The organism is Nocardioides baculatus (assembly GCF_016735675.1).
GTDB lineage: Bacteria > Actinomycetota > Actinomycetes > Propionibacteriales > Nocardioidaceae > Nocardioides > Nocardioides baculatus.
Window position 1 is genome coordinate 686,595 of sequence record NZ_JAERSG010000003.1, and the last position, 18,506, is coordinate 705,100.

Genomic DNA, 18,506 nt, shown 5'->3' on the forward strand with positions numbered 1-18,506 from the left:
GGCCCCGATCACCAGGCCACGCAGGCCAGCTCGCTGTACATGTAGTCGATGTCGTCCTCGGCGAGACCCGTGCTGCGGAACATCTTGGGCCGCGGGGACGTCAGCTCCCACGACCGCGGCGGCCGGACGTCGACGAGCCGCAGCTCGACGAGCGTCGCCAGTGCCCCGCGGCGCAGCAGGTGGCGGAACACGAGGCCGCCGTGGCGCGCGAAGAGGTCACGGTTCCCGATGTGCAGCAGGGAGGCGAAGACGGGGAGGTTCTTCCTCCTGTCACGACGTACGGCGACGTAGCAGTGCTCGTCACCGGCCACGAGCAGCAGGTGACGGACCGCGAGGCTGGCGGCGTGGTCGGCATGGATGACGCGATCGGCACCGGTGAGCGTGCGCGCCAGCACGTCCGGGTCCTCGGTGACCGACGCCCCGCGCGAGGCGACGGGCCACGGCAGGTTGGGCACCAGCACGGTGGCCGTGTCGATGTCCTGGAACTCGAGGCGCCGGTTGACGTCGACGACCTGCCCGCTCGGCGACAGGTCCGTGAAGGTGTAGCCGGGCTGGCGCAGGAGCGCGCGCAGCAGCCGGAGCCCGTGCGCCCGGTGCGACTCGAGGACGCACCACGCCCCGAGGTTGCAGAACCGCTCGACGCGGCCGTGCACCTCCCGGGTCGAGTAGAACGCGAGGTGCACGCCGACGAGGTCGCCGCCCGTACGCAGGAGGTAGCCGTGGTTGGGCGCGTCCGCGGGCCACGGGGGCACGACCATCGCTGCCCAGTCGCCGGGCGAGACCCGCGGGTTGAGGTGCGTCGCGAGGAACTCGCCCACCTCGGGGACGTCGTCCGGCCGGATGGGAGCGAGCTCGGGCGCCACCGCACGGACGGTCATGCCATGACGCTACGAAGCCCCGCCCGGCGTCGTACGGCATCCCGGGTGGGCTACCCAAATGTGGTGACTGCCCGGACCGCGGCCCGTCCGGCCCCGCCGAGCCGCTGCCACGATGGGGCCAGACCACGGGAGGAGGCCCATGGCCACCGTGACGAACGTCTGCTTCCACGGCGTCGGCACCCCTCGACGTGACCTGGAGCCGGGCGAGGCCGACTACTGGATCGGGCGCGACGCCTTCCTGGGGATCCTGGACGAGCTCGCCGGGCGTCCCGGCGTGCGCATCAGCTTCGACGACGGGAACGCCAGCGACGTCGAGATCGCCCTGCCGGCCCTCGTGGAGCGTGGGATGACCGCGACCTTCTTCCTCCTCGCCGGCCGGCTCGACGACGCCGGCAGCGTGCACCGGGACCGCGTACGCGCCCTGGCCGCGGGCGGGATGCCGATCGGGAGCCACGGCATGGACCACCGGTCCTGGCGGGGCCTGACCGCGGACGAGTCACGGGTCGAGCTCGGCGAGGCGCGCGACGTGCTGTCGGAGGTGTCCGGGACGCAGGTGGTGGAGGCGGCCCTCCCGCTCGGGCGCTACGACCGGGGGGTGCTGTCCGAGCTGCGACGGCGCGGCTACGACCGCGTCTACACCAGTGACCAGTCCGACGCCCGCCCCGACGCGTGGCTGCAACCTCGCTTCAGCGTGCGGCGGCACGACACCGCGGCCACGGTCCATGAGCGCATCCTGCGGGCCCGGCCGTTCGTGCAGCGGGCCGAGCGGCGGGTGGCGCAGCTGGTCAAGAGCCTGCGGTAGTCACTGCATGGACGTGCCGCCCCCGGGCGGGGGCGGCACGATCTCAGTGTCGTTGCCGCCGCACCGGCACGGCCGTCGCCTCGGCACATCCACCCATTTTTGGTGACGCGTGTCCGGTCGGCAGTGGCACCCACCCACAGGGGTGGAGCCCCGGGACGACGTACCGCAAATCAGGGTTGAGGCCGCCGCGGAGCCGGTGCTCAAGTACAAGAGCGAGCCTCCGCACAGAGGCCGTGTCAGGGGGAAATGACATGCGTCGAGCCGCCTGCCTCGTTGCGGCCATCACCTTGCTGGGCTTCGGGCTGTCGACGGCCGACTCCGAGGCCGCCGCCCCGCGACCGGCAACCGTCACCGTCATCCAGGCCGTCCCCGACGCGACGGTGGACGTCGACCTGGACGGCCGCGAGGTGGCGACGGCCGCGGAGGTCGGAGCCGTGCTGGGGCCGTTCGAGCTCGCGGCCGGCACGCACGACATCGTCTTCAGCGGAGCCGGGGTCGACGTCGAGACCACCGTCGACGTCGCCGCGGGCGACACCAGTGACGTGGTCCTCCACCTTCCCGCCGAGGTCGGCGGCGATCCCGTCGTCCACTCCTACCGGGCCGACACCGATGCCATCGGTCCGGGCAAGTCCCGCATCCTGCTCGCGCACACCGCCACGGTGGCCCCGGCCGACGTCGAGGTCGACGGCGAGACCGTCTTCACCAACATCGCCAACGGCGAGTTCGCCGACGCGGACGTCCCCGAGGGAACCATCGAGGTCGCGCTGCTGCCGTCGGGCTCGACGGGCGACCCGATCCTCGGACCGATCGACGTGTCGCTGGAGGCCGGGACGCTCTCCATGATCTATGCCTACGGCAACCCCCGGAACGGGTCGATGAACGTCATCTCGCACACCCGGACGCTGAGCGCCGACGGGAGCGTGCGGCCGTCGCGGATCGACACGGGGGCCGCGGGACTCGTCACCGGGCCGGTGACGACGTTCGAGGACGGGCGACCGTTCGTGCCGGGTCCCCTCGTGGTGCTGCTGGTGCTGCTGGTCGCCACGGGTGCGGTCCGCGCTGCGCGAGCCCGGCGGCGCGAGGTCCGCGGCCCGTCCAGCAGAGCGGGATGAGCCGGCGGCCGGTGATGGCGACGGGGCTGGCGACCGCCGTGCTCGCCACGTGCGGATGCGCAGGGCAGGCCGTGCCGCGACCCGCGCCGGCGAGCGAGGATCGCCCTCCGACGGTCTCGCCCGTGGAGCCCGCGCGTCGGGCGCCGGACGCCCGGGAGGCGGAGGCGCCGCGGCTCGCTGTGCTCCCGAGCGGTCGGTCCGTGGCCGTCGAGGCCGTCGGGACGACGCGGGCAGGAGTGCTCGACGTACCGGACGACATCGCCACCGCCGGCTGGTGGCGGGGCGGCGCGCGCCTGGGCGATCCCTTCGGCTCGATGCTCATCGCCGCGCACGTCGACTCCGTGACGCAGGGCCTCGGTCCGTTCGCCGAGCTGCTCGAGGTCACCGCCGGCGCTCGCATCCAGGTGCGGTCCCGCGCCCGCCGCCAGGCGTACGAGGTGCGCTCGCGCCGACTCGTCCCCCGGGCGGCGCTGACGAGCTCCCCGTGGATGTTCGACGCGTCCGGGCAGGCGCGGCTCGTGCTCGTGACGTGCGCGCCGCCCTACGACTCGCGACGGGGTGGCTACCAGAACCTCGCGGTCGTGACGGCGGTGCCGGTGGGTCGGCCATGACCAAGAAGGGCTACCAGAAGCGGCTGCCGACCGTGCTGGTCCCGGCACCCCGCCCCGCACCCGAGAGCGAGCGCCTGCCCGACCCGGAGCCGGAGCCGGAACCCGGTTCCGACCGACCTGCGGCGCCCCCGCCGGTGTCGTCGGTCGGCAAGCTCGTCGCGGCCGGCGCGGTGGGGGCGATCGTGGTCCTCGTCGTCGGGATCAGGCTCGTGTCGATGCTCGGGGGCGACGACCCCTCGGCCAGCGGCCCGGCGGCGGCGTACGGCACGCGGCCGCCCGTGCCCGTCGAGGCCGGGGAGTCGTACGTCGACCTGCGCGTCGTCGCGAACGGTGACGTGGAGGTGACCCAGTGGGTCGCGGCCGCCGAACCGCTGGACCGCGTGCGCCTCGACCTCCCCCCGCAGGACGGTGCGGCGCCGGACCTCGAGGCGAGCGTGGTCGTGGTGCTGGCGGACGGTGTGCTGGTCGCCGGCCCCAACCGCATCACCGGCCCCGGCGCGACGTACCGCCTCGACTCGGCCACCGACGTGCAGATCAGCTACCGACTCACCGGAGCCGTCCAGCTGAGCGACTCGGTGACCGGTCGGGCGCTCGCCGCGACCGGCCTGGACGTCGCCTTCGAACCTCGTTCGGTGCGGGAGACCCGCGTCGTGCACGCTCCCGGCCTGCTCTCGCTCGCCTGCGGGCCGATCGCGTCGGACCGTGTCGTCCCCTGTGGCGAGGAGACCGGTTCCGACGAGTGGACCGTCCACCTCGAGGGTCCCGAGACGACGGAACGGGTCGTCGCCCAGCTCACCCTCGAGTGAGGTGCGGCCCTGCCGAGCATCAGCTCGGCAGGGCCTCGGCCACGCATGTTTTGCCCCCATGTCATGGCCGTGACCTCCAAGTGCGGCACGACGGGCTCCTGATACATGGGTCTCACCCCTGGGGAGGGATCCCGCAGGTGGTCCAGACGCCCGACGCGGAATTCGTCGAAACGAACCGTCACGCCGCATCCGTACCTAGCCTCGGGTGCAGGGCGAGGGACTGTGGGGTCCCCGCCCACCCGATCCGGGGGGATCCGATGAACGTCCAGGCATGCCCGTGGCCCGTCGCACTTGCGCTGGCCCTCGGCCTCACGCTGTCCGGCTGCACGATCGGCACGCCGGCGTCCGGCGACACCCCGTCGTCGGTCGACCGCAAGGAGAAGCGTAAGCACCAGGTCGCCAAGAAGCGCACCGCACGGGCCGCCGCCGCACCCAAGCCGAAGCCGAAGCCGGCGAAGAAGAAGGCCGCTCCGAAGCAGGTGTGGGTCTGCTCGTGGGCGCCCACCTTCGACGACGACGGGCACAACGACGTGCTGTGCGACAACGGCATCGCGAGCGAGCGCCCTCGCCTGCGCGAGTGGGACGACCACGTCGAGCGCCGGGAGATCATGGTGTCGGCCAGGGCGTACGCCCGCGAGCGCAACAGCGGCTGAGGTCCCCCACACGCCCCGGCGTGTCGGACGACCACAACTCAGGTCGTACGTCAGCCGCGAGCGTGGGCGACGTCGGGCAGGACGACTTCTGGTCGTCCGACGCGCCTGTGGAGAACCGGAGCGCCGATCGGCTGGAGGCGTCAGGCTGACGTGATGGACGTCGTCCGGGCTCTCGATCGACTCGGCGGCGTCGCCGGGGCGCGAGAGCTGAGACGGCTCACGACGCGGCGACGGATCCGCAGCGGCGTACGACAGGGACGCATCGTCCGGCCTGCCCGCGGTCGCTACGCCCTGACAACGGCGTCCGACGCCCAGCAATCGGCCGCGCGACTGACAGCAGTCGTCTGCCTCCGCAGCGCAGCGGCGCACCACGGATGGGAGCTCAAGACGCAGCCATCCGTGCCCGAGCTGATGGTGCGACGCGGCCGCAAGCTCTCCATCGAGCAGCGCACCGGCGTGACGATCCACTGGTCCAACCTCGCCGACGACCAGGTCGAGGACGGCGTCACGACGCCGGTGCGCACGGTGGTCGACTGCGCGCGGGTGCTCCCCTTCGACGAAGCGCTGGCGATCGCGGACTCCGCCCTCCGGGCCGGTTCGGTCACGCGCGACGAGCTCGACGCGATCGACGTACGCGGCGCGGGTGCCGACGCCGTACGCCTGGTGCTGCGGCACGCCGACGGTCGCGCCGCCAATCCCTTCGAGTCCGTGCTGCGCGCGCTCTGCGTCGAGGCCGGGATCGCCGTCGAGCCGCAGGCCGCCCTCGAGCTGGGCACGGGTGAGGTGCACCCGGACCTCGTCTGCCACGTCCTCCGCGTCGCCCTCGAGGCCGACTCGTGGACCTTCCACACGTCGAGGAAGGCGCATCGACGCGACTGCTCGCGCTACAACCTGCTCGTCCTGCGGGGGTGGCGGGTGCTGCGGTTCACCTGGGAGCAAGTCATGCACGACCAGGCCTATGTGCGATGGGTGCTGGCCGAGCTGACCCGGAGTGTCGGACGACCAGAAGTCACCCCGGCGGCCCAGATCCTCGCGTGATCACCACGACGCCAAGGACTTGTGGTCGTCCGACGCGCCGGGGGCCGTACGGCCTCAGGCCAGCTCGAAGGCTACGGAGCGGGACGTCGGGTCGGCCTGCACGAGCCTCACCTGGACCTCCTCGCCCAGCGGCAGGTCGGAGGAGCCGGAGACCCGGGCCTCGATGGCAGGGTCCTGGATGGTGACGTCGCCCTTCGAGGCGTCCTTCTCCTCGACCTCGACGACGACGGCGCTGAACGTCTCGCCCACGTGCTCCTTGAGCAGTTCGGCCTCGCAGAGGTCGACGATGGCGTTCTCGTAGGCGTTCGCGCGGCGGCCGGACTCACTCATGGTGTCGGGCAGCTCGTGCATCGCCGCTGTCACCCAGTCGGGTACGTCCGTCCCGGCACACAGCGCCACGCAGATCTCGCCGGCGTAGCGGTCGACCAGCCGGCGCAGGGGCGCGGTCACGTGGGCGTACTCCGCGGCGAGCGCCGCGTGCTGCGGCTGCTCGGGCAGCTCGCCGTTGAAGGTCACGTAGCCCGCGCCGCGCAGCAGCCGCGTGCAGGCGACGACCATCGCAGCGTGCGTCGGCCTCGACGGGTCGAGCGTGCGGATGAAGTCGGGGTAGAGCTGCTCGGCCGGCCAGTCGATGCCCAGCGCCCGGGCCGTGCGGTGCAGCCGCTGGACGTCCCGCGGGTCGGCGGGCGGCAGCGTGCGCAGGATGCCGACGCGGGCGTAGACCATCAGCGAGGCCGCCGCCATGCCGGTGAGCAGGGAGATCTGGGCGTTCCAGGTCTCGACGTCGGACAGGCGGCGGAACTCGAGCCGCCAGTGGCCGTCCTCCTCCACCAGCTCCTGCTCGGGCAGCGGGAGCGACACACCGCCGCGGGCCGCCTCGCGGGTCAGGCGCAGCTCGCCGACCTCCTGCAGGAGCCCCATCAGCTCGCTGGCGCGACCCGCGTCGATGTCGGCCTGGACGCCCTCGTAGGTCAGCTGCTCGCGCGAGCGCACGAGCGCGCGCGCCACGTCGACGTCGTACCCCTCGCCGGTCTCGTCGACCCTGATCGTCCACAGCAGCGCGGGGCGGATCTCGTCGGGGAGCAGCGACGCCGCCCCCTCGCTCAGCACCGGCGGGTGCAGCGGGACCTTGGAGTCCGCGCCGTAGAGCGTCTCGCCGCGCCGGTTAGCCTCGACGTCGACCGGGTCTCCGGGCGACACGAAGGCGGCCACGTCGGCGATGGCGTAGTGGACGATGTAGCCACCCTCCCGCTCGGGGTCGCGCGCGATGTGCATCGCCTGGTCGAGGTCCCTGGCGCCCTCGGGGTCGATCGTGACGAGCTCGATGTCCGTGCGGTCGAGCTCGGGGAGCCGCGGGTTCGCAGCGGCATCGGCGGCGGCCTTCTCGACCGCGTCGGGGAACTCCGGCGAGATCTTCTGCTGCTCCTGGATCGCTGCGATGCCGTCGCGCATCTCCTGAGCGCTCACGCTGTCGCCGCTCGCTCGGACCTTCACCACACGGTTGCTGGGCATGTCACGACCCTAGCCGGGCGCGACGGAGTCGCTCACGGCGTGGGGCGGGAGGTTGAGCGACCGCGCGTCGAAACCAGACCCATGAGGTGTGACCGCCTCATCCGCACCTAACCTGTGCCGGTGCTGATCCTGCTGCCGCCCAGCGAGGGCAAGACCGCTCCCCGCCGCGGCAAGCCGCTCGACCTCGCGTCGCTGTCGTCGCCGACCCTCACCGAGACGCGGACGACGCTGCTGCGGGCGCTGACCGACCTCTGCCGCGACGACCCCGACCGGGCCGCCGGCGTGCTCGGGCTCGGTGCCGGCCAGCTCGACCTCGTCGACCGCAACGCCGGCCTGGTGTCGGCGCCGACCGCTCGGGCCGACGCGATCTACACCGGCGTCCTCTACGACGCGCTCGGCTTCGACTCCCTCTCCCCCGCCGCCCGTCGGCGCGCCACCGCCCGGGTCGCGGTGACCAGCTCGCTCTTCGGCATCGTCCGGCCCGGCGACCGGATCCCGGCCTACCGGCTCTCCGGCGACGCCACGCTGCCCGGCACCGGCTCGGTCGCCGGCGCCTGGCGCGACGTCCTCGGCGTCGCCGTCCGCGAGGCCGTCGGCAGCGGGCTGCTCGTCGACCTCCGCTCCGGGACGTACGCCGCGTTCTGGCGCCCGGAGCCCGACCTCGCGCGCCGCGTGGCGACCGTCCGGGTGCTCCACGAGTCCGGTGGCAGGCGGACCGTCGTGAGCCACTTCAACAAGGCGACCAAGGGTCGCATCGTCCGCGCGCTGCTCGAGGACGGCGCCAACCCGGGCACGCCCACGGCGCTCGCCGCCACCCTCGAGCGCCTCGGCTGGAGCGTCGAGGTCGGCGAGCGCACGGCCAGGGGCACCCAGCTCGACGTGGTCGTCAGCGAGGTCTGAGCGCCGCTGCTGAGCCCGCGAAGCAGCGGATCAGCACAGAGATTGAGGAGCGTCGGCGCGGACAGGAGCGCAGCGACGGGCCGTGCGACGCGTCACGAAATCACTACCGCAGCGGGATCGCGTCGGTCGCCTCGAGCGGGTCCATCCCGCACAGCGCCAGCAGGTCCGCGATGATCGAGCGGACCTGGGCGAGGATCACCTCGGCCGACAGGTCGTCGCTGTGCTCGACGGCCGCCGTGGCGTGCGCGAGCGTGATCAGGTCGTCGATGACCGCCGTCGCCATCCGGTCCTCGACGAGCTCGGCGGCCACCCTGTCGGTGAGCACCGCGAGGTCGCGCATCAGGGCGGCGTACGACGTCGGGACGGGCTCACGCCGGTAGCAGGCGACCGCCACACGTCGTACGACGACGCGGGTGTTGCGCAGCGCGACGTCGAGCGGCTCGACGAGCTCGGCGAGCTGGCGCTGGTGCTCGCCGTGGCGGCGCCGGAAGGGCGACGAGCTCACGATCGACAGCCCCTCCTCGGAGGCGGCCCGCAGCTCCGCGATGAGCACGTCCGTCGAGCGGGCGTCGCGCAGCATCGCGAGCGCGCGGTCGACGTCACCGTCGCCGAGCCGGTCGGCGGCGCAGCGCAGCAGCTCGGCGATCTTGCGGACGACCACGGCCGCCTGGTCACGCGGTTTGCGCAGCGGCGCCCGCGGGACGACGGTCGCCGCGACCAGGGCCACCCCACCGCCGATCAGGGCGTCGGTCCAGCGCAGGAAGGCGGCGCCCGGAGCGGGCGCGAGCGCCGCGACCACGATCCCCTGCACCGCGGCCTGGATGACGATGAGCTGGGCGGCGTCGAGCAGCAGGGCGATCGACATCCCGCACGCCACGATGACGGCGATCTGGACGCCGCCGGACCCGATGAGGTGCGTGAGCGTGTCGCCGAGCAGCACGCCGAGAGCGACCCCGATGGTCACCTCGGCGACCCGGCGCTGCCGCTGGCCGTAGGACATCCCGAGCGAGACGACCGCCGCGATGGGCGCGAAGAACGGCAGCGTGTGGTCGAAGACGTCCTTCGCCAACCACCACGCGACGCCGGCGGCGATCGCGCACTGACCGATCACCCAGCCCTTGGACCGCAGCCGGGTGACGCGGGCGCGCAGCGACAGGCGGCTGCGCTCCGCCATCACGTCGGCGTCCGGCAGGCGCACGACGAGGAGCTCCCTAGAGTCCCGACTCGTCGGTGCGCACCAGGATGCGCTGGCACTCCTCGCACCGGATGACCTCGTCGGCCGGCGCGGAGCGGATCCGCGACAGCTCGGAGGCGTCGAGGCTCATGTTGCAGCCACCGCACTGGCGGGCACGGAGCAGCGCTGCGCCGACCCCCTTCTGCTCGCGCAGCCGCTCGTAGAGCGCCATCAGGTCGTCGGGCATGCCCTCGGTCGCCGGGCCGCGGGCGGCCTGGACCTCGGTCAGCGACGCATCGATCGCCGCCTGCTTCTCGTCGCGCTGGGTGGTCAGCTCGGCCAGCCGCGCGTCGATGTCCTCGGCGCGGATGCCGAGTCCGTCGAGCACCTGCTGGGCCTCCTCGAGCGCCTCCATCACCTCGAGCTCGGCGTCCTCGAGCGTCGAGATCCGGCGCTCCAGCGAGACCAGCTCGTGCTGCATCCGCTCGAGGTCCTTGGGGTTGGTGATCTGACCGCTGTCCATCCGGTTGCGGTCGCGCTCACGCCGGGTCCTGACCTGCTCGACCTCGCGGTCGGCCTTGGTCTGCTCGACGGTGAGGTCGTCGACGACGATGCGGGCATCGCGCACCTGGTCGGTGAGCGCGGTGCGCTCGGCGGTGAGCGTCGCGATCTCGGCGAGCTCGGGCAGGTGCGCACGCTGGTGGCGCAGCTGGGCGGCGCGCGAGTCGAGGTCGGCGACGTCGAGGAGCTTGACCTGGTGGGTGGGATCGGCCTTCAACGGCTCTCCTGTTACGGCTTCAGTGGCGGAACGTCCACGGGTCGGTGCACTGCGTGCTGACCCGGGTCTCGACCCTATCGCCCAGCGCATCGCGCAGCCGACCCTCCACCACCGGGAGCCAGGTCCACTCCGCCGCCCAGTGCGCGACGTCCACCAGCGCCGCTCCGCCGTGCTCGAGGAACTCGCCGGCCCGGTGGTGCCGCAGGTCGCTCGTCACGAACACGTCGACGTCCGCACCGACGAGCTCGTCGAGCAGGAAGTCACCCGCACCGCCGCACACCGCGACCCGCCGCACCGGACGGTCCGACTCCCCCGCGACGCGTACGCCGTGGGCGGTCGTCGGCAGTGCCTCCGCGACCTGCGCGGCGAAGGCGCCGAGCGTCGTCTCCTCGACCGTGCCGACCCGGCCGACGCCCGTGGCCGATCCCGGCGCCGAGGGCCGGAGCGGTGCGAGGTCGCGCAGCCCCAGGGCGTACGCCATCGACTCCGAGACGCCGGACAGGGCCTGGTCGGCGTTGGTGTGCGCGGTCAGCAGCGCGCAGCCGCCCGAGGTCAGCACGTGGAGCGTGCGCCCCTTGGGGGTGATGGCCGCGACCGAGCTCACGGGCGTGAGGTGGAGCGGGTGGTGCACGACGAGCAGGTCAGCGCCCCACTCGACGGCCTCGCGAGCCACCTCGATCGTCGGGTCGACGGCGAACATCACCCTGCCGACCTCGGCGTCCGGCGCACCCGCCACGAGCCCGACGGCGTCGAAGTCCATCGCCGTGTCGGTCGGGTACCACTCGTGCAGCAGGTTGACGACCTCACCCAGCGTCAGCATGGCGCCAGTATCGAGCACCGGCTAGTTGACCTGCCTCTCCTGCCCCTCCCAGTAGGGCTGGCGCAGCTTGAACTTCTGGAGCTTGCCCGTCGCCGTCCGGGCCAGCTCGTCGCGGAACTCGATCGACGTCGGCGCCTTGTAGCCGGCCGCCTTTTCCTTGCACCACGCGATCAGCTCGGCCTCGTCCGCCGAGGCACCTTCGGCCAGCACGACGAGCGCCTTGATGGTCTCGCCCCACTTCTCGCTCGGGACCCCGATCACCGCGACCTCGGCCACCGCCGGGTGCGAGAAGAGCACGTCCTCGACCTCGATCGAGGAGACGTTCTCGCCGCCGGTGATGATGACGTCCTTCTTGCGGTCGCTGATCGTGAGGTAGCCGTCGTCGCCGATCACCCCGCCGTCGCCGGTGTGGAACCAGCCGTCGCGCAGCGCGGCGCCGGTCTCGTCGGGTCGCTCCCAGTAGCCGTCGAGGATGACGTTGGACCGCGCCAGCACCTCGCCGTGCTCGTCCACCCGGAGCCGTACGCCGATCGCAGGCGCGCCGGCACGCGTGAGCTTGCGGGCCTTCTCCTCCGCCGAGTCGTCGTCCCACTCCGAGCGGGAGCGGTTCACGGTGAGGAGCGGCGAGGTCTCGGTGAGGCCGTAGATCTGCATGAACTCCCAGCCGAGCTCCTCCTCCACGCGCACGACGGTCTTCGTCGGCGGCGGGGCGCCGGCCATGATGATCCGCACCCGGTCGCGCCCGGGGATCTCGCCCTCCCAGGTCTGCGCGGCCTCGAGCACGGCCGCGGCCACCGCCGGGGCGGCGCACATCACGGTCACCCCGTGGTCGCGCACCCGACGCAGGATCTCGGTCCCGTCGACCTTGCGCAGCACCACCTGCGGCACGCCGAGCCCGGTCATGGCGAAGGGCATCCCCCAGCCATTGGCGTGGAACATCGGCAGCGTGTGGAGGTAGACGTCGCGGTCGGTGACGCCGGCGTGGAGGCCGAAGGTGACCGCGTTGGTCCACAGGTTGCGGTGGGTCAGCTGCACGCCCTTGGGCCGCGCGGTCGTGCCGGACGTGTAGTTGATCGTCGCGGTCGCGTTCTCGTCGGGCTCCCAGGCGCGCGGCTCGGTGCCGGGCGCGGCGAACATCGAGTCGTCCTCCCCGAGGACGAAGGTCTGCTCGACGTCGATGCCCTTCACCGACTCGACGAGCTCGGGGTCGACGTAGAGCACCCGCGCGCCGGAGTGGGCCACGATGTAGGAGATCTCGTCTGGCCGGAGCCGGAAGTTGATCGGCACCAACACCCGTCCGGAGCCGCACACGCCGAAGAACGACGTCAGCAGGCGCGCGGAGTTGTGGCTGAGCACCGCGACCCGGTCGCCGACCTGCATCCCGAGCTCGTCGAGCCTCGCGGCCTGCCGCTGCGCGAGGTTGTACATCTCGGCGTAGGTCAGCCGGCCGTCAGGTCCCAGGGGGGTGGCGGGCTGGTCGGGCTCGTCGGTGACGCCGGTGCGCTCGCCGTAGACCGCTGCGGCGCGCTCGATGAAGTCGGAGACGCTGAAGGGGACGATCATGCCGACACCCTGCCACGCGTTGGTTGGCTCGTGGCTGGGCGTGACGTGGTGCGTCGGGACGGTTTCGAACCGCCGACCGCTCGGGTGTAAACCGAGTGCTCTACCGCTGAGCTACCGACGCGGGACGGCACAGACTACGGGAGCCCACACCGGGCGCGGAAACCGCACGCGCAGGCGTGAAATGAAATGAGTCGAGCCGCTGGCGTCTCGGGTCACCAGCGGCTCAACAAGAAGAAGATTACACCACTCGCCAAACCCGGCAGCGGAAACCGAAAATCCACCCACATCGGTCTAGACCGGAGCGTGGACCAGCGCCTCAGGACACCGCCGCGTGGAGCTCGCGCAGGTGCTCGTCGAGGTCGCGCCCGTCGGGGTTGGCGTTGTGCACCGACCACGTCAGGCGGCCCTCCCGGTCCACGACGTACGACGACCGGCGCGGGGCGCCCTTCACCTGGTCGAACACCTCGTAGGCCGAGGCCACCGCGCCGTGGGGCCAGAAGTCGGAGAGCAGCGGGAAGTTGAGCCCCTCCGCCTCCGCGAAGGACCGCAGGGCGTAGACCGGGTCGCACGACAGCGCCAGCACCTCGGTGTCGAACGTGAGGAACTCGTCGAGCCGGTCGCGCACGCCGGACAGCTCACCGGTGCACACGCCGGTGAAGGCGAACGGGAAGAACATCAGCGCCACGGCCTTGCGCCCGCGGAAGTCACTGAGCCGGACGTCCTGGCCGAACTGGTCGCGCAGCGCGAAGTCGGGGGCCTCGTCACCGATGCACAGCCCCTCGCGCGTCACCCCTGCTCCTTGCCGGAGGTCTCGGCCAGCTCGCGCTTGAGGACCTTGCCGGTCGCGTTGCGCGGCAGCTCGTCGAGGAACACGATCTCGCGCGGCACCTTGAAGCGGGCGAGGTGCGCCTTCACGTGCTCGCGGAGCTGGTCCTCGGTGACGTCCCCCGAGCGCACCACGAAGGCGCGCAGCCGCTGGCCGTAGTCGTCGTCCGCCACGCCGATGGCGGCGACCTCGTGGACGTGCTCGTGGGCCACGAGGCAGTCCTCCACCTCCTGCGGGAAGACGTTCTCCCCTCCCGAGACGATCATGTCGTCGTCGCGGCCGGCGACGTGCAGGCGGCCGGCCTCGTCGTAGTAGCCGACGTCGCCGGACGACATCAGGCCGTCGACGACCTCCTTGTGGCCGCCGTTGGTGTAGCCCTCGAAGAGCAGGCCGTTGCCGACGAAGATCCGGCCGGTCTCCCCCGGCGGGAGCTCGCTCCCGTCCTCGCCGAGGATCTTCACGACCGTGCCGTGCGGCGGCCTGCCCGCGGAGCTCGGGTCGGCGCGGAGGTCCTCCGGCGTGGCGATCGAGGCGTAGGCCACCTCGGTCGAGCCGTAGATGTTGTAGAGGTTGTCGCCGAAGCGGTCCATCCAGGCCTCGGCGAGCGTCGCCGGCAGGGCCGACCCGGACGACGCGACGACCTGGACGCGGCCGAGGTCGATCCCGTCGAGCACCTCGGGCTCGAGCGCCAGCATCCGCTGGAGCATCACCGGGATCACCACCATCGACTGGCAGCGCTCGTCCTGCGCGGTCCGCAGCGCCGTCGCGGGGTCGAACGTGCGCCGCAGCACGACGGTCGAGCCCAGGAGCATCGCGAGCGCCAGGTGGGCGAAGCCCCACGTGTGGAAGAGCGGTGCGGCGATGTGCGTACGCCACCCGGCGCGTAGCGGCATCCGCGACAGCAGCGAGACGGCCGCGTCGATGCCGGCCTCCTTGCGGGGCGCACCCTTGGGCGTGCCGGTGGTGCCGCTGGTGAGGATCACGATGCGGGCGTGGCGGTCGGGCGGCTGCAGGTCGCCCTCGTCGTACGCCGTCACGAGCTGCTCGAGCGTCTCGAGCCCGTCGGGCCTGTCGCTGGCGTCGCCGTCGGTCCAGGCGAGGAGCCGCTTCTCGACGTGGGCGCCCGCCAGCAGGCCGGTGAACTCCTCGTCGTGGACGACCAGGCTCGGCGCCTCGCGCTCGAGCACGTCGACGAGCTGGGGTCCGGCGAAGGCGGTGTTGAGGTAGAGGATGTCGGCGCCCAGCTTGGCCACGGCGATCGAGGCGTCGATGAACCCGCGGTGGTTGCGACACATCACCGCGACCGAGTCACCCTCCTTGACGCCACGCTCGGCGAGGGCGCGCGCGAGGGAGTTCGAGCGACGGTGCAGCTCACCCCAGGTGAGCTCGCCGAGCTCGTCGACGACACCCACCTGGTGGGGCGAGCGCGCCGCCAGCGTCGCGAACCCGCCGGCGGGACCGGTGCCCCAGCGGGCGACGACGAGGCCGATCGTGGCGAGCGTGCGCGGGCCGTAGGGCCGGATCACGCCGGCCCTGCCGAGCACGCGGACGGTGGTGCCCACGCCGGACAGGGCGCCAGTGAGGGTGCCGGCCAGGTCGCGCCCGATCACGCGGGCGTCTTCGGCGCGACCAGCCGCGTGGCCTGCCAGTCCTTGCTGACAGCCGCGGTCGTGGTCTGCGAGAGGCCGGCGATCGGCGCGGCCTCCGTGACATCGGCGGCGTCGACGCTGCCGGAGCGGCCCACCTTGGGCGTGAGCAGCCAGATCGAGCCACCGCCGACGAGGTCGGTCAGCGCGTCGACCAGGCCGTCGACCAGGTCACCGTCGTCGTCGCGCCACCACAGCAGCACGGCGTCGACCACGTTGCCGTAGTCACCGTCGACCATGTCGGCGTCGATGACGTCCTCGATCGCGACGCGCAGCTCGTCGTCGGTGTCCTCGTCCCAGCCGAGTTCCTGCACGACCATGCCGGGCTTGAGACCCAGCCGGTCCCCCATGCCGGTCGCCTGGGCGGAATCGCCCACCGTCGAGCTCACGCAGTGCCTCCAATGTCAGGGTCCCCGGCGGTGTGCCCGCCGAGGTGCCCCATAGTCCACCCGAACACCGGATGAGCCGCAACCCCGGGCCGCCCAGCGGGACGCGGCGGGGGGCCGGTGGGGGCGGCACGGGGCGCTCCGTGGGACTACCGATGGGTAGATTTCGTGGCGCCGGGGCGCGTGACACCATGAGCCTGTGAGTGACGCCGAGAAGTCCGACATCAAGAGCCCGGCCATCGCGTCGGTGATCCACGAGGGTCTTCCGACCCAGCTGCCCGACATCGATCCCGACGAGACGCAGGAGTGGCTCGCGTCCTTCGACGCGATGCTCGACGACCGCGGCCGGGACCGGGCGCGCTACGTGATGCTGCGCCTGCTGGAGCGGGCGCGCGAGAAGCAGGTCGGCGTCCCGGCGCTGCGCTCCACCGACTACATCAACACCATCCCGCCGGAGCGCGAGCCGTGGTTCCCCGGTGACGAGGAGACCGAGCGCCGGATCCGCGCCTTCATCCGCTGGAACGCCGCGGTCATGGTCTCCTCGGCCAACCGCAAGGGCCTCGAGGTCGGCGGCCACATCGCCACCTACCAGTCCTCGGCCAGCCTCTACGAGGTCGGCTTCAACCACTTCTTCCGCGGCAAGGACCACCCGGGCGGAGGCGACCAGCTCTACATCCAGGGCCACGGCTCGCCGGGTGTCTACGCCCGCGCCTTCCTCGAGGGCCGCCTGAGCGAGGAGCAGCTCTACCGCTTCCGCCAGGAGGTCCAGCACGGCAAGGGCGCCGGCCTTCCGTCGTACCCCCACCCGCGCCTGATGCCCGACTTCTGGGAGTTCCCGACCGTGTCGATGGGCCTGACGGCCATCAACTCGATCTACCAGGCCCGGTTCAACCGCTACATGGACAACCGCGGCATCAAGGACACCTCGCAGCAGCACGTGTGGGCGTTCATGGGCGACGGCGAGATGGCCGAGCCCGAGTCGCTGGGCGCGATCCGCGTCGCCGCCCGCGAGGAGCTCGACAACCTCACCTGGGTCATCAACTGCAACCTCCAGCAGCTCGACGGCCCGGTCACCGGCAACGGCAAGATCATGCAGGAGCTGGAGTCCAACTTCCGCGGCGCCGGCTGGAACGTCATCAAGGTCGTCTGGGGCCGCGAGTGGGACGCCCTGCTCGCCAAGGACATGGACGGCGCGCTGGTCAACCGGATGAACTCCACGCCCGACGGCCAGTTCCAGACCTACTCCACCGAGGACGGCGCCTACGTCCGCGAGCACTTCTTCGGCTCCGACCCGCGCCTGCGCAAGATGGTCGAGCACATGTCCGACGCGCAGATCGAGAAGCTGCCGCGCGGTGGTCACGACTACCGCAAGGTGTACGCCGCCTTCGACGCCGCGACCAAGCACACCGGTCAGCCGACCGTGATCCTGGCCCACACCATCAAGGGCTGGACGATCGACGCGCTGGAGGGCAAGAACGCCACCCACCAGATGAAGAAGCTGACCCTCCCGGACCTCAAGAAGTTCCGCGACCGGCTCTACCTCCCGATCAGCGACCGCGACCTCGAGGAGTCCTACGAGAAGACCGGCGGCGCGCCGTTCTTCCACCCGGGTGCCGACGCGCCGGAGATCGAGTACATGCTCGAGCGCCGCAAGGCCCTCGGCGGCTCGGTCCCCCGCCGCATCAACCGGGCCACCGCGCTCAAGCTGCCCGGCGACGAGCTCTACGCCGAGCTCAAGCAGGGCTCCGGCAAGAACAAGTTCGCCACCACGATGGCCGTCGTCCGCCTGCTCCGCGACTGGATGAAGGACCCGGAGATCGGCGACCGGCTGGTCCCGATCGCCCCCGACGAGTACCGCACGTTCGGCATGGACTCGATGTTCCCGAGCGCCAAGGTCTACAACCCGGGCGGCCAGCAGTACGAGTCGGTCGACCGCAAGATGCTGCTGTCCTACAAGGAGTCCGCGCAGGGCCAGATGCTCCACGAGGGCATCTCCGAGGCGGGCGCGATGGCGTCGGCCACGGCCGCCGGTTCGGCGTACTCCACGCACGGCGAGCACATGATCCCGTTCTACATCTTCTACTCGATGTTCGGCTTCCAGCGCACGGGCGACTCCATCTGGGCGATGGCCGACCAGCTCGCGCGCGGCTTCCTCATCGGCGCGACCGCCGGTCGTACGACGCTGACCGGTGAGGGCCTCCAGCACGCCGACGGGCACTCGCCGCTCATCGCGGCGACCAACCCGGCGGTCGTGCACTACGACCCGGCGTTCTCCTACGAGATCAGCCACATCATGCAGGACGGCCTCGAGCGGATGTACGGCACCGGCGGGCCCGACGGCCAGGGCGAGGACGTCATCTACTACCTCACCGTCTACAACGAGCCCGTCTCGATGCCGGCCGAGCCGTCCGACGTCGACCGCGAGGGCATCCTCAAGGGCATCCACAAGGTCGCGACCGCCGAGGGCGACGGGCCGCGGGTCCAGCTGATGGCCTCCGGCGTCGGCTACCCGTGGATCGACGAGGCCGCCCGGATCCTCGCCGAGGACTGGGGCGTGCAGGCCGACCTCTGGTCGGTGACGTCCTGGAACGAGCTGGCGCGCGACGCCGCCGCGGCCGAGCAGTGGAACCTGCTCCACCCCGGCGAGGAGCGCCGTACGGCCTACGTCAGCGACAAGCTCGCCGGTGCGCCCGGTCCCGTCGTCGCCGTGTCCGACTACATGCGGGCCGTCCCGCTGCAGATCGCCCGCTGGGTGCCGCAGGACTACCGCGTCCTCGGTGCCGACGGCTTCGGCTTCGCCGACACCCGCCCGGCCGCCCGGCGCTTCTTCCACATCGACGCCGTCAGCGTCGTCGTCCAGGCCCTCCAGGCGCTGGCCGACGCGGGCGAGCTCTCGGTGGAGAAGGTCGTCGAGGCGTCCGAGCGCTACAAGATCGACGACCCGACCGCGACCAAGGACATCAAGCAGGAGGGCGGGGACGCGTAGTCCCTCGCACCACCC

The 18,506-nt window shown here is 72.0% G+C and carries 17 protein-coding genes and 1 tRNA gene; 8 read left to right on the forward strand and 10 right to left on the reverse strand.

The genetic code is table 11. The annotated features are described in order from the left end of the window. Positions 1-8: 8 nt before the first annotated feature. Positions 9-878, reverse strand: a complete 870-nt coding sequence (locus tag JI751_RS12970; protein WP_201936929.1) for a hypothetical protein — start codon at positions 876-878, stop codon at positions 9-11. A 139-nt stretch (positions 879-1,017) separates the two neighbouring features. Between JI751_RS12970 and JI751_RS12975 the strand changes: the two genes are divergently transcribed. The 6 genes from JI751_RS12975 to JI751_RS13000 all read left to right on the forward strand — a co-directional run bounded on the left by JI751_RS12975 (position 1,018) and on the right by JI751_RS13000 (position 5,900). Further along, positions 1,018-1,680 (forward strand): polysaccharide deacetylase family protein, encoded by a 663-nt coding sequence (locus JI751_RS12975; RefSeq protein WP_201936931.1) that lies wholly within the window; start codon positions 1,018-1,020, stop codon positions 1,678-1,680. Between the two features lie 251 nt (positions 1,681-1,931). Continuing rightward, a complete protein-coding gene (locus JI751_RS12980) occupies positions 1,932-2,792 on the forward strand; it encodes a DUF4397 domain-containing protein (RefSeq protein WP_201936933.1) in 861 nt (286 codons plus the stop codon). 122 nt (positions 2,793-2,914) lie between these two features. Further along, positions 2,915-3,403, forward strand: coding sequence for a class F sortase (locus JI751_RS21570; protein WP_201936940.1), 489 nt, complete (start codon positions 2,915-2,917; stop codon positions 3,401-3,403). Continuing rightward, complete coding sequence (locus JI751_RS12990; protein WP_201936942.1) at positions 3,400-4,209, forward strand: hypothetical protein; 810 nt, start codon at positions 3,400-3,402, stop codon at positions 4,207-4,209. The genes JI751_RS21570 and JI751_RS12990 overlap by 4 nt, the downstream gene beginning before the upstream one ends. Positions 4,210-4,466: 257 nt before the next feature. Beyond that, on the forward strand, positions 4,467-4,862 hold the full coding sequence (locus JI751_RS12995) for a hypothetical protein (RefSeq protein WP_201936944.1): 396 nt from the start codon (positions 4,467-4,469) through the stop codon (positions 4,860-4,862). 153 nt (positions 4,863-5,015) lie between these two features. After that, entirely contained in the window at positions 5,016-5,900 is an 885-nt protein-coding gene (locus tag JI751_RS13000; RefSeq protein ID WP_201936946.1) for a DUF559 domain-containing protein, read from the forward strand. Positions 5,901-5,954: 54 nt separating this feature from the next. On the opposite strand, the gene JI751_RS13005 is transcribed toward JI751_RS13000, so the two are convergent. Continuing rightward, positions 5,955-7,412, reverse strand: coding sequence for an RNB domain-containing ribonuclease (locus tag JI751_RS13005; protein WP_201936953.1), 1,458 nt, complete (start codon positions 7,410-7,412; stop codon positions 5,955-5,957). A gap of 120 nt (positions 7,413-7,532) precedes the next feature. On the opposite strand from JI751_RS13005, the gene yaaA reads away from it, so the two are divergent. Continuing rightward, positions 7,533-8,312: a peroxide stress protein YaaA gene (gene yaaA / locus JI751_RS13010; RefSeq protein WP_201936955.1), complete on the forward strand. Its 780-nt coding sequence runs from the start codon at positions 7,533-7,535 to the stop codon at positions 8,310-8,312. Between the two features lie 103 nt (positions 8,313-8,415). Here the strand turns inward: yaaA and JI751_RS13015 are convergent, their stop codons facing one another. From JI751_RS13015 to JI751_RS13050, 8 genes are all read right to left on the reverse strand, one after another. Then, positions 8,416-9,510, reverse strand: coding sequence for an FUSC family protein (locus JI751_RS13015; protein ID WP_307814176.1), 1,095 nt, complete (start codon positions 9,508-9,510; stop codon positions 8,416-8,418). Positions 9,511-9,523: 13 nt separating this feature from the next. Continuing rightward, positions 9,524-10,264, reverse strand: coding sequence for a zinc ribbon domain-containing protein (locus JI751_RS13020; protein ID WP_236666087.1), 741 nt, complete (start codon positions 10,262-10,264; stop codon positions 9,524-9,526). 19 nt (positions 10,265-10,283) lie between these two features. Then, the gene (locus JI751_RS13025) at positions 10,284-11,084 is read right to left on the reverse strand and encodes a Nif3-like dinuclear metal center hexameric protein (protein ID WP_201936963.1); all 801 of its coding nucleotides are present in this window, start codon (positions 11,082-11,084) and stop codon (positions 10,284-10,286) included. Positions 11,085-11,105: 21 nt separating this feature from the next. Beyond that, on the reverse strand, positions 11,106-12,647 hold the full coding sequence (locus JI751_RS13030; protein WP_201936970.1) for an AMP-binding protein: 1,542 nt from the start codon (positions 12,645-12,647) through the stop codon (positions 11,106-11,108). A gap of 46 nt (positions 12,648-12,693) precedes the next feature. After that, a tRNA-Val gene (locus JI751_RS13035) sits at positions 12,694-12,768 on the reverse strand. A 195-nt stretch (positions 12,769-12,963) separates the two neighbouring features. Then, positions 12,964-13,437, reverse strand: coding sequence for a peroxiredoxin (locus tag JI751_RS13040; RefSeq protein WP_201936972.1), 474 nt, complete (start codon positions 13,435-13,437; stop codon positions 12,964-12,966). Then, positions 13,434-15,083, reverse strand: coding sequence for an AMP-binding protein (locus JI751_RS13045; protein WP_307814178.1), 1,650 nt, complete (start codon positions 15,081-15,083; stop codon positions 13,434-13,436). The genes JI751_RS13040 and JI751_RS13045 overlap by 4 nt, the downstream gene beginning before the upstream one ends. After that, positions 15,080-15,469, reverse strand: a complete 390-nt coding sequence (locus JI751_RS13050; protein WP_201937201.1) for a DUF3052 domain-containing protein — start codon at positions 15,467-15,469, stop codon at positions 15,080-15,082. The genes JI751_RS13045 and JI751_RS13050 overlap by 4 nt, the downstream gene beginning before the upstream one ends. A gap of 235 nt (positions 15,470-15,704) precedes the next feature. Here JI751_RS13050 and aceE point away from each other — a divergent pair, with 235 nt between their 5' ends. Next, positions 15,705-18,491, forward strand: coding sequence for a pyruvate dehydrogenase (acetyl-transferring), homodimeric type (gene aceE / locus JI751_RS13055; RefSeq protein ID WP_201936974.1), 2,787 nt, complete (start codon positions 15,705-15,707; stop codon positions 18,489-18,491). Positions 18,492-18,506: the final 15 nt, after the last annotated feature.